Consider the following 14,761-nt stretch of genomic DNA (forward strand, 5'->3'; position numbering starts at 1 on the left):
AACCCGCCGACCAGCGACGACGGCGACGGCCGTCAATCCTTGACGAGGATCGCCGCCCGGATCTCGCGCAGCGCGGCGGCGCTGTCGTCCTTCGTACGCCCGCCGTAGAAGAGCCCGACCCCGACGCTGCCGTGGTCGAACCACGCGCACACGACCACCGCGACGCCCTGGTCGTCGTGGGTGTCGGCGCAGCGCAGCTGGGCGTCGCGCACCCGCACCGGGTACGCCGTCACGCCGGTGACCTGGCCGTCGCCGAGCCCGCCGATCGCCTTCTTCATCTCGGCCGCCGGGTCCCACACCAGCCGCGTGGCCCCGAACACCACCACCGGCCGCTTCGGGTCCCGCGGATCGTCCAGCTTCGCCGCGAACGCGCCGTCGGCGCCCTGCTCGGCCTTGATCTTCGCGACGATCTTGACGGCCTCGGCCCGCACCTTCGGGTCGGCGTCGACGACGAACCCGGCGACGCGCCCGTGGATCTCGGTGTGCACCGGGTACTGCGCGCGGATCGGCTCGGTCAGCACCGCGGCCGCGCCGCAGCAGGCCAGGCCCAGCACGCCGAGGACCCCGAGCACCCAGGGCCAGCGGCGGCGCCGTGGCCGCTCGACATACACGATCTGGGGTCCGGGCAGGACGCCGGTCGGCGCGGGCGGGGCGGGCTCGGGCCGGGTCGGAATGCCCGACATGCCGACGATGTTGACGGCGGTGTCGTCCTGCCCGGCCCACGGGTCGACCGCGGGTGGCAGGGGCCGTGTGGGGCGCTCGGTCACGGGCGGCACTGTACCGAGCCCGCGCCCGCCGGAGCGGGTCCGCCGGGAAGCCTTACCTGATCCCAACATTTGCGCAGCTGGGCAAAGATTCTCAGCACAAGTCCCCGCAATTCGCCCCAAATCAGGGCGCAGCTGGAAGAAAACTGAGCGCACCCCTTTTGACCTGCGGTTTTGCGTCTCTACTATTCCCGGCATGCCCCCGCGTGACCCCCGTGAGCTGCCCTTCGGCGAACAGGCGTCTTTCCGGCGCGCCACCGCCCCAGCAGCGCTCCAGCCGACCGCCCTCGTCCGTCCCCGCGCCTCCGCCGCCGACGAAGCCCCCGTTCGGCGCGGCCGCCACGGTGGCTACGAACCCGCCCACCGCGCCGCGCCCACCGCGTTGCAGCGCGCCGTCGCCCCGCTGCTCACCACTGCCGCGCTCGTCGGCATCGGCACGTTCGCCCTGTTCAGCGGGGTCAACGGCGGCAACCCCGACCCGAACGCCGCGCTGCCGGCGCCGACCCTGACCGTGCAGCGCGTCGCGGACCGGGACGACGCCGCCAGCCGGTCGCTGCTGAGCCGCTCGCCCGACCTGGCCGCCCCCACGGCGAGCGCCTCGCCCAGTGCGTCTCCCAGCGCCTCCTCGCCCACGCCCAGCGCCTCCCCGAGCACCTCCCCGAGCGCGTCGCCGAAGCCGAAGCCGACCAAGCCGGCTCCGCCGAAGCCGAGCCCGACGTTCACCCGCAAGCCCGCCGCGCCGCCGCCGAAGCCCAAGCCGACCAAGCACGTGGTCAGGCCGGTCGCCGGCCTGGACCAGCAGCAGATGGACAACGCGGCGGCGATCGTCAAGAAGGCCCTGGACATGGGCCTGCCCAGGCGGGCGATGGTCATCGCGGTGGCCACCTCCATGCAGGAGAGCGCCCTGTACAACCTGGCCAGCTACGCGGTGCCGGAGTCGCTGGACTACCCGCACCAGGGCACCGGTGCCGACCACGACTCGGTCGGCCTGTTCCAGCAGCGGGCCAGCGGCAGCTGGGGCACCGTCCAGCAGATCATGAACCCGTCGTACTCGGCGGGCGCCTTCTACGCCGTGCTGGTGACCGTCGACGGCTGGCAGAACCTGCCGCTGACGGTGGCCGCGCAGTCGGTGCAGATCTCGGCCTTCCCCGACGCGTACGCCAAGCACGAGGACAACGCGACCACGGTCGTCAACGCCCTGCTCGGCTAGCGCTCGACGTCCCTCCCCCGGCACCCCGCCGAAGTTATCCACAGGCGCGAACCAGTTCGTGACGCGCCGCACCGGCGTCGGCTACGGTCACGCCAGGGGTACCTGGGGAGGGACTTACATCGATGCCTGCGTTAGCATCTCCGATTCCGCATCCACTGACGTTCTTCGATGCGCCTGACTGGACGCGGACCGCCCTGGAGTGGGTCGTCGGCGTCGACTGGCCCGAAGGCGACGAGGCCGCCATGCGCGAGCTCGCCGACGAGTGGCGCGCCGCCGGGCAGGCCATGAGCCCGCTGCTCGACGACGCCGACGACGCGGCACTGGCCGCGATCGCGGCCAACGGCGGCCCCGACGGCGAGGTCGCCGCCGCGATCAGCCACCTGTGGCGGCAGCTCGGCCGAGGCGACGACCAGGCCGCGCTCGGCGCCGTCACCGACCTGCTGGGCGAGTTCGGCGAGCTGATCGACGCGGGCGCCAACGACGTCGAGAGCGTGAAGATCGAGTTCTATGTCGAGCTCGGGCTGCTGCTCATCGAGCTGATCACGCTGGCCGCCACCGCCGCGGTGACCCTCGGCGCCTCCATGGCCGGAGCCGCCCCCGCCATGCTGGGCACCCGCTTCGCCATCCAGCAGGCGCTCAAGGCCGCGGCCAGGCGCCTCATCGAGCGCGGCGCCCGCAAGGGCCTGACCAACCGGCTCAAACACGCCATCCGCGACCGCATCAGCAGGCGCGTCCGCTCCCGGCTGGTCCTGGAGATGGGCGAGGAGGCTGTCGAAGAGGCGGTCGAGGAGACCGTCACGTCGCTCGGCACCCAGCTCTACCAGATCCAGTCCGGCAACCGCAGCGGTCTGGACGGCGTCGACCTGGCCGCCTCCGCCGGATACGGCGCGCTCGGCGGCGGCGCCGGCGGGCTGGCCTCGCTCGGCCGCCGCCACGCGGGCGGGCTGCTCGGCAGCTACGCCGAGCACTCGCTGCGCGGCGCGGGCGGGGAGATCCTCGCCGAGGGCGCCATCGGCCTGGTCAGCGGCCAGGGCGTCAGCCTCCAGTCCCTCGGCATGGCCGCCACCTCGGCCACCTCCGGCGCGATCACCGGCAACACCCACCACCTGGCCACCCACCAGCTGGCCACCACCCACCTGCCCGGCCTGCACGCCGCCACCCTGTCCGGCACCATCGCGGCGGCCGCCGCCATCTCGCTACCCGACACCACGGCAGCCGCCGCCCCGCCCGCCGACGCCTCGCTCGGCACCCACGCCGAGCCGGTTCCGACGCCGGGGGCCGAACCCGAACCAGTCGGCGCACACAAGACCGGCCAGGACGCCATCGGCGCGGCCGACGGTGTACCCGCCGCGTCGCACGACGGGCCGCCGACCGCCCAGGCTGCGCCGGGTTCCATCGCCGCCGCGCAGCCGCGGGCACATGCCGTCGAGGCGGTGCAGTCGCAGGCAGACACCGCCGCGCAGCACGGTGTCCCGGCGCCGGACTCCGCCGGAGCCGCCGATCTCGGACTACCCGGCGGCGGGACCGGAGCGCCGCAGGCGGGCGGCCACGAGCAGCCGGCGGGACCGGGCGCAGGGGCGCCATCCGGCAGACCGGTGCTCGCCGAGGTGATGTTCGGCGACGCGGGCGACGCCGGGGCGGACGTGCTCGGCGCCGCGACCGTACGCGACCTGAACCTCGACCCCGCAGACGTCCGCGGTCGCGAGCGAGCCCGGATCGAGGCCGCGCTGCCGCAGACGGTGCTGGTGGCGCCGACCGAGCTCCGCTACACCCAGCGCGCCGCGGCCGTGAAGGTCGGCCAGCAGACCTCGGTCGCCCTGGAGACGCAGTACGCCCTCGACCGCTGGAGCGGCCTGCCCATCCACGCCGTACGGTGGGGCGACGGCAGCCTCGCCGCGCTGGACAACGAACGGCTGCGCGCGGCCCGCCGCGCCGGGCTGGAGGCGGTGCCCGTCACCGTGCACCGCCCGGCGGAGGCGCTGGCGGACTGGCCGCATGAGTTCACGGCCAAGCAGCTCGCCGAGGCGGCCCCGGACGTCGACATCCGGCGGCGCCCCGACGGCAGCCTGGTCGTCGGCGGCAGCGTCGGCGAGATCGTCCATCCGCGCGGGGTCCCGCCGCGCACCTGGGGCGAGCTGGCCCTGTTCCGGGCCGCCCGGCAGAGCAGCCTGCTGCCCGCCCAGCTCTACGGCACCGGCCACGAACCCATGCTGCTGCCGCCACCGCCGTCGCAGCGGGTGCCGCTGGGACGGCGCGTCCAGGAGGCGCTGCGCAACCTGATCCGGGGCGCCGAGGCCGCGGCCCCCGTGGTCGAGGCGGACCTGCGCGGGCTGGGGCTGGCGACTCCCGGGGAACCGAACGTCATGTCGTACCAGACGCTGGCCGACACGTTCCTCGACGCGAACGACCGATTCCACCAGGACCTGCGCACCTTCGTCGCCGACCACGGCGACCGCGTGCTGCGCTTCACCGTCGAGCTGCCCGGCGGCGACGGCTACGCCGCCGACGTCGAGTCGGCGCTGTCCGGGATGCTCGAACGCGGCTACCGGCAGATCGGTCCGATCCGGAACCTGTGGGCCGACGGCAACCCGCGCCCGGGGGTCGAGGCGACGTTGCGCACCCCGCAGGGGCAGTCGTTCCAGGTCCGGTTCGCCACCACGGCCGCGCTGGAAGCCGACCGCCGCACCGAGGGACTGCACGAGCTGGCGGCCCGCCGTGACGAGCGCCCGGCCCGGCGCGTACACGCGCTGCTGCAGATCACTGCCGTCAGCCGGGAACTGGGCCTGGACGCCGTGCTGCCGCGCGTACCCGCGGGCTGGCCGCCGCCGCACGGGACCAGCCTGGCCGACTGGATCGCCGCAAACCGAGCACACTGGGACGACTACCAGGCGTGGTTGGATTACCACGGCCGCGACCTCGCCGACGTCGTCGCCGAGTTCGGACTCACCACCGCCGATCTGACGAAGGGAACCGATGGACACCCCGCGCGAGCTGTACTACTACGCGCTCTATCGCAGCGATCAGGGCTGGCTGACGGGCGAGCCGCCGGTGGGGATCGTGGTGGACACGACGGATCCGGAGCCGGACTGGCGCTACCACGCCATGATGTGGAGCCACCGCAACCGCTGCTGGGACTACGACCCGACGGGAGCGGGCCGGATCATGAGCGACCCGGTGTACCGGAACCGACGCCGGCCGATCGACCGGGCCCAGGCGGAGACGGCGACCCCGGGCTTCACGGGCGGGGAGAACCTGCCGGACGAGGACACGATCCGCTGGTTCTTCCGGACGCGGGGCAACCCGGACCGGAGCTGACCCGCACCTGGGACCAGGCCGCACACCTGCTGCCGGGCGACGGAAGCGGTTACCGCGTACACCCGGACGAGGCCGACCATCTGCGCGTCGTCCCCGACGCGGTGGTCCGCTGGGCGGCACGGATCGCGCCGCTGGGCATGACCGAGCAGCAGTTCCGCCTGTTCGCCGCCACGCTGGCCGACGCCCTCGCCGCTCGTGGCGTCACCGCCGACCAGGTCGACGCCCGGCTGAAAGGCTCGTCGTCGGAGTTCTTCTCCGGCGGGCACAAGAAGATGCCGCACGAGAGCGACCCCACATACCGGCATCTCGCGGGCACACTGCGTACCTGGTTCGCCGACCGCAGGCGTCCGCAGCGACGCCCGTTCGACTCCATGTACCGACTCGGCATCGACCGCGACCCCAGCGACTACGACGTCCAGCTGTCCAGCGACGCCATGGCCGCCCGCACCGACCAGATCCGCCGCCTGTTCTTCCCCGACTCACCGCTGACCAACAACACGTACAACTTCCTGAACAAGTCCAGCATCGAGCTGGCGTTCCCCGAGCTCTACCGCTGGGCCAGGACCTGGGAACGCGAGCTCGGCCGCGAGGTCGCCCCCGCCGTCTTCCACTCGGCCGGGCCGCCTGACAAGTCACCCGAACTGTCGTCGCACTTCCGCGGCACCGACTGGGTGCTCGACCTCGACCCCGAACCGGGGGATGCCGAACGTGCCCGGCGCCGCGCCGCCGCCCTCACCCTGCCCGAGTTCGCCACCGCGATAGACCGCCTCGACACCGGCGCGGTCGATCCCGACGACCTCGTCCGGGCCGTACGCGGCAACGACGACGTCGTAGACGTCCTGCTCGACTCGCCGACCCTGCGGGCGGCGCTGACCGACCAACCCGAACTGCTGCTGCGGCTGTGCCAGTCGCCCCAGGCGGCCGCCGCGCTGCGGCGGGCGCTGACCGTACGCGAGACCCCGACCACCGACACCCTGGCCGCCATCGCCGACCATCTGCGCGCCGACCCCGACCGGAGCCACCAGTGACCATCCAGACCTCCTTCCCGCCCTGCGGTCCCGCCGAGATGCTGGCCCGCCTGCGCGCGGTCACCGTCCACCTCCGCGGCACCCTGACCGCCGCCACCCTGGCCGAGCTGTGCCGGCCGCTGTCCCTGCGCCCGCTCGCCGACCCGCAGGACGGCACCGCCGACGTCGTCGCCGCGCGCGACCTGCCCGTCGCCGACTGCCGGGGACGGCTCGAACTCGTCCGCGGCACCGCCGACGGGCACTGGGTCGTCGAGCTGCGCGCCGACCGGCTGCGGGTCAGCGCCGCCGAACCGCCGCTGGTCGACGACGAGACCGTCCGGCAGACCATGCACGAGCTGATCCAGGCCGTGCTGGTGGTGTGCGAGCACTACGGGCTGGCCATGGCCGACATCGGCGTACGGCCTGACGTGCCGATCGCCGATCCCGCCACCGAGCCACAGCCGCGGCGGTGGTTCCTGCGGTTCCGGCACGCGATGACGCCGGCGGCGCTGGAGACGCTGCGCGAACGGATGGGGATGCTGCCGTACGGGGAGCTCGGCGTGCCGCAGGACGTGACGTTCGGGGACGTGCTGACGGCGGTGGGCGGGGAGGGCGTCGTGGTGGATCTGACGCGTACGCCGGGGACGGACTGGTGGTGCCTGGGGGTGGCGATGTTCTCGGCTCGGGACGCGGCGGTGCTGAGCCGGGCGGTGACACCGTTGGTGGAGCAGGGGAAGCGGGCGATCATCGAGATTGGGTCCAGTGTGGACGCGTACGAGACGCGGTGAGCAGGGCGTGACTGTACTGAGTGTGTCCGATCCGTTACCCTGCCCGCAGGCCGGGGACCAACCGAGGTTGCGCAGCACATCTGCTGGGGGAGGCAACGATGTCTGACGAGCATGCACCGCAAAAGGTCAGAGTCGACCTGATCGGGTTGAAAGAGATCGCGACCGCGGTCCAACGCCAGACCAGCAAGGAACTCGAACCCGGACTCGTCCGATGTGACCAGTTGATGCAGCACGGCGCGAGATTCGCGCTGCACTCGCCGAGCGGACCCGGCTACGCCGCCCGCCACGCTCTGGTGACGGCGCTGACGACGCACTTCTACAACGGCCCCGAACACGTCCGCGCGGCCGCCGCCCTGTCATTGGCGATAGACAACATCCTCACTAACTACGCGGACGCCGACCATCTCGCCAAGGCGAAGATGGAGACTGTCGACGCGCTGCTCGCCCAGGCCGCAGCGCTGGTCGCTCCCGACCGGCTGCCAGAGCAGAACCTGCATGCCCGAGGCGAGACGGCATGATCCAGGAAAAGAAGATCCTGTACAAGCTGCCCGACGGACTCCCACCACAGCCGACTTGGGAATACCGCGACGTCGACTGGAACGCGTACGACGTGCCCCGTATGTGGGACATGGTCCGTCACGAGGACGACGCCCTGGGTTGGGAGCAGATCCAGGGCTTCAAGCAGTTGAGCGAACTGATCGACAGCCATGTGGCAGCGCTTGAGCGTCAGCGTGAACAGCTTTGGCAGGCATGGCCGCCCGAAAGCACGCCAGCCGCCGTCACCCTGCTCAAGGCACTTGACCAGCACATAAGCGCACTTAAGTCAGATTCATTGGCCGCCGCGACGTCATCCCACGGACTAAACGGCATCATGGTCAGCCTTTCAACCGCGAAGCGGGAGATGCAGCCGCTGGCGGAGGAATGGTTCAATCACACGAGCCATGTCGCCAGACCCGGCCCATGGTGGTCGCACGTAGCAGACCGGCTGAACAGGGAAGCCCGTTCCATCATGGGAAAGAGCGACGCTGACGTTAATTCCTACCGCTCTCGGCTCATCGTCCCGCAGATAGTCCAGAGTCCCGTTCGCGACAAGAGGACGACCATCAAGAGTGGCGAGGGAGGTCCGGAGGCTGGAACAGGGTTCGGCCCTGGAACTGGCGGACCGAACTTCAGACCAGCCCGTCCGATCCCTCCTGTGCCTGGATTCCCACCGCTACAAGGTTCTGGGCCAGATCTTCAAGGTCTTCCGGCAGGGGTTCCTGCGGTGCCGGGACAACCTGTGTCCATGCTGCCCATCGCGCCCGGCAATCCATATGTGCCAGGCGGGGGTGCCTACATTCTTCCCGGTCCTGGCGTCGGTCGCGGCGGATATGTCGTGCCGATGCCCACGGCATCCACAGCCGCAACAGGCTATGGAACGAACGCCGGTGGTCGGCTAGGACCTAACGGCAGCAGCGGAATGATGCCCATGCCGGTTGGTGGCGCACCCGCACCAGGTCGGGGCAGCGGCGGTCAAGGCGGCTACCGCAGGCAGGGTGAGACGACTTGGCCGGTACGCCAGGGCGTTCCTCCTGTAATCATGCCTGAAGCAAAGTTGCAGCAGCATGGAGTCGAGCAGGACGACACCTCAGCAGCATTCCAAGAGTGGTATACCGAGCTTGCGATGCCGTGGCGCCTTGAGGGCGACGACGGACCTGCGCCGACAGTGACGATCCGACGAGGAGTAGAAGACCGGTGAAAGGACGATACCGGCGGGTTTTGATCTTGGCAGTGGCGATCGGACTCGCAGGAGCGAACACAGGAGCCGGCATGGCCGCCGGGGCGATCGACAAGTTGTCCGACGGCCAGTGGTTCCACCAGTTCCTTCGGACCACCGAAGCTCACCGCGCCTCGAGCGGCGCCGGAACTGTAGTCGCGGTCCTCGATACCGGCGTCGCTCATCATCCAGATCTCGATTCCGCAGTACTTTCCGGGGTTGATATCACCGGCACCGGCAGTCCGGACGGCCGCACTGACGTGATCGGCCACGGCACGGCGATGGCGGGGATCATCGCCGCCAACGGGAAGGTCCATGGCGTCGCTCCCGCCGCAAAGATCTTGACCGTTCGGGTGCAGGAGACCGCCGGTGGGGTCCTGACCGGTAGAGGGTCGCTTGAAGCGGGAATCAGATGGGCCATCGAACAGCGAGCCGACGTCATTTCCATATCGCTGGGCGGAAAGTATGACCTCACCGTCCATAATGCCCTGATAGCGGCGATGAAGGCCGACATCGTGGTGGTCGCCGCCGCGGGCAACAGACCTGACAGCACGACAGTCGACTACCCGGCCTCGCAGCCAGGGGTAGTCGCAGTCGCTGGCGTTGACCGACATGGCAACCATTCGGCCGTGTCTGTTGCCGGACCAGAGGTCGTCATCTCTGCGCCCAGCGAAGGAATCTCCTCGACGTCGACCAACAACGACTGGTCATTGGGCTCTGGCACCTCTGACGCGGCGGCGATCGTAGCCGGGGCTGTGGCGTTGATTCGGTCCAAGTACCCCGACATGCCCGCGGCCGAGGTCATCCACCGCCTCACCGCGACCGCCACCGACAAGGGCCCCAAGGGACGCGACGACCAGTACGGCTACGGCGTGCTCAACCTCGTAGCCGCGCTAACCGCCAACGTCCCTCCGCTGACCCCGGTCGCAGCCCCCAGCACCCCGCCATCCGCCCCACCAAGCACGAATGCCGAGGCCCCAGCGGACGATCCGCTGAACCTCGGCATCCTGCTCGCAGGACTGGCTGGCCTACTAGTCCTCGTAGCCCTCGTCGTCGGCGCCGTCATCCTCGCCGGCCGCCGGGGCAGATGACGCCCCACGCTTGCGGTCGACCATCTTGAACAGGGCCGCCACCTCCCCCGCGTTGAGGCGGCGGTGGCGGCCCGCCCGCAGGTCACCGAGCTTGATCGGCCCGATCGCCGTACGCACCAGCCGCTCCACCGGGAATCCGACCTCGTCGAACATCCGCCGCACGATCCGGTTGCGCCCCTCGTGCAGGGTCACCTCGACCAGCGCCAGCTTGTCGATCGCCTGAACCAGTTTGTACCCGTCGAGCCGCGCGGGCCCGTCGGACAGTTCGACCCCGGCGAGCAGGTCACGGCCGACGGCCCGGGGCAGCGGCCCGACGAGCTCGACCAGGTACGTCTTCGGCACCTCGTACGACGGGTGCATGAGCTTGTGGGCGAGCTGACCGTCGTTGGTGAGCAGCAGCAGGCCCTCACTGTCGGCGTCGAGGCGGCCCACGTGGTACACGCGGGTGGTGAGGTTGCCGAGGTAGTCGGCGACGGCCTCACGCCCCTTGTCGTCGGCCATGGTCGACACGACGCCGCGCGGCTTGTTCATCGCCAGGTAGATCAGGCGGCTGTCGGTGACGATACGCTGCCCGTCGACGTGGATGACGTCGTTGATCGGGTCGGCCTTGTCGCCGAGCTTGGCGACCTTGCCGTTGACGGTGACGCGCCGCGCGGCGATCAGCTCCTCGCTGGCCCGCCGCGACCCGACACCGGCGGCGGCCATCACCTTCTGCAGGCGATCCAGGCCCTCGGTGTCAGCGCTGCTCATCGGCGATCTCCTCAACGTTGTCCGGCAGGAACGGTGCCAGTGGGGGAAGCTGGTCGACCGAGTCCAGGCCGAGCTTCTCCAGGAACAGGATGGTGGTGCGGTAGAGGTACGCGCCGGACTCGGGCTCGGTCCCGCACTCCTCGATCATTCCGCGGGTGACCAGCGTACGGACGACGCCGTCGCAGTTCACACCGCGGATCGCGGAAATCCGCGAACGGGTGACCGGCTGCTTGTAGGCGATGACCGCGAGGGTCTCCAGCGAAGCCTGCGTCAGCCGCAGCTGCTGCCCATCGAGCACGAACCGCTCGACATATGGCGCGTAGTCGGCGCGCGTGTAGAGCCGCCAGCCACCGGCGGCGCGGCGCAGATCAAACCCCCGGTTCTGCCGGGTGTACGCCGCCGACAGCTCGATCAGCGTCGCCGCGATCTCCTCGGCGGGCATTTCCAGCACCTGTGCCAGCGTCAGCTCGCTGACCGGCTCGTCCACGACCAGCATGATCGCCTCAAGCGCCGGCACCAGGTCCAGCGGCGACAGCCCGGGAGGTGCGACCCCCAGTTGCGCCGCAGCAGGCTCCGGCGCGGCCGCCGCGCTGCCGGACTGCTCCGTCCCGAAGATGACCGCGTCGAACGCCGCGCTGTCGACGGTCTCGATCCCGTCCGCCTCGCCGACCGACACCGCGGTCGCGGTGGCACCGACGGCAGCGCCGCCCGCTCCGAACCCCAGCGCGTCTTCGTACCCCGCCGCGTCACCGGACGCCTGCGCCTCTTCAGACTGCGCCGCGTCTACGAACTCCTGCGCGCCTTCAGACTGCGCCGCGACACCCGACTCCTGCGAGTCTCCGGACCGCGCCGCGACACCCGACGCCTGCGCATCTCCGGACCGCGCCGCGACACCCGACTCCTGGAAGTCTCCGGACCGCGCCGCGTCTCCGGACGCCTGCGCGTCTCCGTACTGCGGGGCATCCGCCTCGACGGCGGCGGCACCGGCTGCGCCGTCATCTGCCTGCTCGGCCGTATCATCGGCGGCCACCGGCGCGACGTCCAGGAATCCCGAGCCGTCGGTATCGACCACCTCGGCGTCGCGGACTTCCGCGTCACCCGGCCACGAAACCGGCTCCTCGAAGGCCGCCTCGACCTCGTCGACCCGCTGGCGAGGCACAAAAATGTCCGCTTCGTCGGTCTGCGCCTCAGCGAGATCACCGTCTCCGGTCACGACCTCGCAGCCAGCTTCAGCTTCCGACCCGAAATCGCGATCATCGTCCAGCCCAGCCGCCGACGCCCCGGCCGACGCCCCGGCCGACGCGACAGCCTCGGCCCCCGGCGCATCCGCCCGCTCGCCGCCGAGATCACGACTTCCGGTCGAATCCTCAACTCCAGCAGCAGGTTCCGACCCCAAACGCTGATCTTCGGCCGCCCCCGCCGACCCGACCGCCTCACGCCCCTGCCACGCCGCCGCCACCAGCGCGGCAAGATCGCCGCCTGCGGTCACCTCTGCGGCTACAGCAGCCGATTCCGTCCCAAACCCGCGATCATGGCCAACCGCGCCGCCCTCGGCACGCGCTCCGACCGCACCAGCCCCGGCGCGCGCACCAACCGTCCCGCCCTCGACGTGCGCACCAGCCACGCCAGCCCCGGCGTGCGCACCAGCCGCGCCGCCCTCGGCGTGCGCAGCGGCCGCGTCAGCCCCGGTGGGTGCGCTAGCCACGCCAGCCGCGGTGGGCGCACCAGCCGCGTCAGCCTCGGTGGGCGCGCCGGATGCGTCAGCCTCGGTGGGTGTACCGGATGCGGGGCGGCTGTCGGTGTCCCCGGCCTCCTCCGCGCCAGGCTCGGCGCCCTCCGGCGCGGGCCGGGCCCACGGGGGCACCCAGGCCGCAGCCTGTTGCTGTAGGGACTCGTTGTCACTCATCGTCGTCTCCCCCACCCTCGCCGGGCTCTTCCTCCGGCTCGGTCTCCTGCTCCACGGCCTCCGCGTCGGCGTCAGACTCGGCGTCCGCGGCGGCCAACGCCTGGCGCGCGTCGCCGTCGCCGTCGTACTCCTCGACCGCCAGTTCCCCGCTCGCGGCCTCGCCGCCGATCCAGTTGACGGTCAGCTCGCCGAGCGCCGTCTCCTGGTCGAAGCCGACCAGGCCTTCCCGGTACAGCTCCAGCAGGGCCAGGAACCGGGCCACGATCTCCAGCGTGTTCTCACAGTCGGCGGTGAGCTCGCGGAACGTGGCCTTGCCGAGTTCGAAGATGCGGGCACGCAGCATCTCGGCGTGTTCGCGGACGCTGACGCGGATCTGGTGGATGTGCGCGACCGACACGGTCGGCACGACCTTGGGGGTGAACACTTTGAGCGCGAGCTTCGCCAGCCGGTCGGGGCCGATGCCGAGCACCAGGTCGGGCAGGGCCTCGGCGTACTGGGGTTCGAGGGCGACGGCGCGGGGCCAGCGGCGTAGGCCGTGGGCTTCGAGGTCGGCGATGAACGCGGCGGCCTGCTTGAACGCCCGGTACTGCAGCAGCCGGGCGAACAGCAAATCGCGGGCTTCCAGCAGGGCGAGGTCTTCCTCGTTCTCGACCTGGGCGGTGGGCAGCAGCCGCGCGGCCTTCAGGTCGAGCAGGGTCGCGGCGATGACGAGGAACTCGCTGGCCTCGTCGAGGTCCCAGTCCTTGCCCATGGCGCGGATGTGGCCGATGAAGTCGTCGGTGACCCGGTGCAGCGCGACCTCGGTGACGTCGAGCTTGTGCTTGCCGATGAGCTGCAGCAGCAGGTCGAACGGGCCTTCGAAGTTGGTGAGCCGTACGGTGAAGCGCCCGGAACCGGACGGCTCGGCGGACTGCTCGGCCGCCGGGGGCGCCGTCACCACAGGATCACTCACGTCGGACAGTATCCCAGCAGCTCACTTGGACCACGCAGCCCGGTCGGCCACAACATGCTCGCCTGTTTCCGCGGCCTTAATCGGCGGCATCCTTCGCTGCGCTACGGATACCACCGAACGGCCGCTGCACCAGGCGACGATCGGGATCAGGCGTTCAGCGCCGGGCGGCCTCGGCCGCGATGACCTCGCGGGCGAGCTGGCGGTAGTTGCGGGCGCCGGAGGAAGCCGGGTCCAGGGACGTGATCGGCGCACCGGCGACGGTCGACTCGGGGAACTTGACCGTCTTGGTGATCACGGTCTGGTACACCTTGTCGCCGAACGCCTCGACGACCCGCTGGAGCACCTGGCGGCAGTGGGTGGTGCGGCTGTCGTACATGGTGGCGAGGATGCCTTCGAGTTCGAGGTCGAAGTTGAGGCGCTCGCGGACCTTGTCGATGGTGTCCAGCAGCAGGGCCACGCCCCGGAGGCTGAAGAACTCGCACTCCAGCGGGATGAGCACGCCGTGGGCGACGGTCAGCGCGTTGATGGCCAGCAGGCCCAGCGACGGCTGGCAGTCGATCAGGATGTAGTCGTACTCCTTGCGGACCGACTTGAGCACCCGGGCCAGGGCCATCTCGCGGGCGACCTCGTTGACCAGCTGGATCTCGGCCGCGGACAGGTCGATGTTGGCGGGCAGCAGGTGCAGCCCGGCAACGTCGGTCTTGATGATGACGTCCTCGGCGGTGACGTCGTCCTGCATGAGCAGGTTGTAGACCGACAGGTCGAGGTTGTGCGGGTTGACGCCGAGGCCGACCGACAGCGCGCCCTGGGGGTCGAAGTCGACCAGCAGCACCTTGCGGCCGTATTCGGCCAGCGCGGCGCCCAGGTTGATGGTCGTCGTGGTCTTGCCGACGCCACCCTTCTGGTTCGCCATCGCGATGATGCGGGACGGGCCGTGGCGGTCCGTCGGCATCGGTTCGGGGATCTCCTTGCGCGCGGTGTAGGCAGACGGATCCGCTGGACCCAGGTCAGCACCGAGGTCCAGAGCGGACTGTTCCGCTCGCAGCGTCGAGGTCCACGCCTCAGCGCGACCGTTGCCTGCCATCTCCGTTACGCCCTTCCCGACGACTTCCGACCGTCCGGTTGAGGCGCCGTCGTGAGTCGGGCCATCAGCTTCCCAACCGGCTGTTTGTTGTCGTCGTCGTCCGACTGTACGTCACCGGGGGGCTTCGGCGTACCGCAC

11 protein-coding genes are annotated in these 14,761 nt (G+C 70.8%); 6 read left to right on the forward strand and 5 right to left on the reverse strand.

Annotation, left to right across the window (positions count from 1 at the left end):
• Nucleotides 1–32 precede the first annotated feature (32 nt).
• Complete coding sequence (locus Cs7R123_RS28720) at nucleotides 33–767, reverse strand: hypothetical protein (RefSeq protein ID WP_212831009.1); 735 nt, start codon at nucleotides 765–767, stop codon at nucleotides 33–35.
• 193 nt (nucleotides 768–960) lie between these two features.
• On the opposite strand from Cs7R123_RS28720, the gene Cs7R123_RS28725 reads away from it, so the two are divergent.
• The 6 genes from Cs7R123_RS28725 (at nucleotide 961) to Cs7R123_RS28750 (ending at nucleotide 9,931) form a co-directional block, all read left to right on the forward strand.
• Nucleotides 961–1,974: a hypothetical protein gene (locus tag Cs7R123_RS28725; protein ID WP_212831010.1), complete on the forward strand. Its 1,014-nt coding sequence runs from the start codon at nucleotides 961–963 to the stop codon at nucleotides 1,972–1,974.
• Between the two features lie 122 nt (nucleotides 1,975–2,096).
• Complete coding sequence (locus Cs7R123_RS28730) at nucleotides 2,097–6,317, forward strand: hypothetical protein (RefSeq protein ID WP_212831011.1); 4,221 nt, start codon at nucleotides 2,097–2,099, stop codon at nucleotides 6,315–6,317.
• Nucleotides 6,314–7,084 (forward strand): hypothetical protein, encoded by a 771-nt coding sequence (locus Cs7R123_RS28735; protein ID WP_212831012.1) that lies wholly within the window; start codon nucleotides 6,314–6,316, stop codon nucleotides 7,082–7,084. The genes Cs7R123_RS28730 and Cs7R123_RS28735 overlap by 4 nt, the downstream gene beginning before the upstream one ends.
• Nucleotides 7,085–7,182: 98 nt before the next feature.
• Nucleotides 7,183–7,602: a hypothetical protein gene (locus Cs7R123_RS28740; protein WP_212831013.1), complete on the forward strand. Its 420-nt coding sequence runs from the start codon at nucleotides 7,183–7,185 to the stop codon at nucleotides 7,600–7,602.
• Entirely contained in the window at nucleotides 7,599–8,822 is a 1,224-nt protein-coding gene (locus tag Cs7R123_RS28745) for a hypothetical protein (RefSeq protein WP_212831014.1), read from the forward strand. Before Cs7R123_RS28740 ends, Cs7R123_RS28745 begins: the two co-directional genes overlap by 4 nt.
• 71 nt (nucleotides 8,823–8,893) lie before the next feature.
• Nucleotides 8,894–9,931, forward strand: coding sequence for a S8 family serine peptidase (locus Cs7R123_RS28750; protein WP_212831015.1), 1,038 nt, complete (start codon nucleotides 8,894–8,896; stop codon nucleotides 9,929–9,931).
• On the opposite strand, the gene Cs7R123_RS28755 is transcribed toward Cs7R123_RS28750, so the two are convergent.
• The 4 genes from Cs7R123_RS28755 to Cs7R123_RS28770 all read right to left on the reverse strand — a co-directional run bounded on the left by Cs7R123_RS28755 (nucleotide 9,872) and on the right by Cs7R123_RS28770 (nucleotide 14,623).
• Nucleotides 9,872–10,681: a pseudouridine synthase gene (locus tag Cs7R123_RS28755; protein ID WP_212831017.1), complete on the reverse strand. Its 810-nt coding sequence runs from the start codon at nucleotides 10,679–10,681 to the stop codon at nucleotides 9,872–9,874. The two genes, Cs7R123_RS28750 and Cs7R123_RS28755, sit on opposite strands and share 60 nt — an antisense overlap.
• The gene (gene scpB, locus Cs7R123_RS40410; RefSeq protein ID WP_244872475.1) at nucleotides 10,668–11,405 is read right to left on the reverse strand and encodes an SMC-Scp complex subunit ScpB; all 738 of its coding nucleotides are present in this window, start codon (nucleotides 11,403–11,405) and stop codon (nucleotides 10,668–10,670) included. Before scpB ends, Cs7R123_RS28755 begins: the two co-directional genes overlap by 14 nt.
• A gap of 1,174 nt (nucleotides 11,406–12,579) precedes the next feature.
• Complete coding sequence (locus Cs7R123_RS28765; protein ID WP_374707095.1) at nucleotides 12,580–13,548, reverse strand: ScpA family protein; 969 nt, start codon at nucleotides 13,546–13,548, stop codon at nucleotides 12,580–12,582.
• 145 nt (nucleotides 13,549–13,693) lie between these two features.
• Nucleotides 13,694–14,623 carry a ParA family protein gene (locus Cs7R123_RS28770; protein ID WP_212831028.1) on the reverse strand — a complete coding sequence of 310 codons (930 nt, stop codon included), beginning with the start codon at nucleotides 14,621–14,623 and terminating at the stop codon, nucleotides 13,694–13,696.
• Between the last annotated feature and the right edge of the window lie 138 nt (nucleotides 14,624–14,761).

This window comes from Catellatospora sp. TT07R-123, assembly GCF_018327705.1.
Taxonomy (GTDB): Bacteria; Actinomycetota; Actinomycetes; order Mycobacteriales; family Micromonosporaceae; genus Catellatospora.

What these genes read in the sequence shown, in the direction of transcription:
- Cs7R123_RS28725 (WP_212831010.1), top strand. Translation starts at nt 961, where the DNA reads ATGCCCCCGCGTGACCCCCGTGAGCTGCCCTTCGGCGAACAGGCGTCT.
- Cs7R123_RS28750 (WP_212831015.1), top strand. Translation starts at nt 8,894, where the DNA reads ATGGCCGCCGGGGCGATCGACAAGTTGTCCGACGGCCAGTGGTTCCAC.
- Cs7R123_RS28745 (WP_212831014.1), top strand. Translation starts at nt 7,599, where the DNA reads ATGATCCAGGAAAAGAAGATCCTGTACAAGCTGCCCGACGGACTCCCA.
- Cs7R123_RS28740 (WP_212831013.1), top strand. Translation starts at nt 7,183, where the DNA reads ATGTCTGACGAGCATGCACCGCAAAAGGTCAGAGTCGACCTGATCGGG.
- Cs7R123_RS28755 (WP_212831017.1), bottom strand. Translation starts at nt 10,681, where the DNA reads ATGAGCAGCGCTGACACCGAGGGCCTGGATCGCCTGCAGAAGGTGATG.
- Cs7R123_RS28730 (WP_212831011.1), top strand. Translation starts at nt 2,097, where the DNA reads ATGCCTGCGTTAGCATCTCCGATTCCGCATCCACTGACGTTCTTCGAT.
- Cs7R123_RS28770 (WP_212831028.1), bottom strand. Translation starts at nt 14,623, where the DNA reads ATGGCAGGCAACGGTCGCGCTGAGGCGTGGACCTCGACGCTGCGAGCG.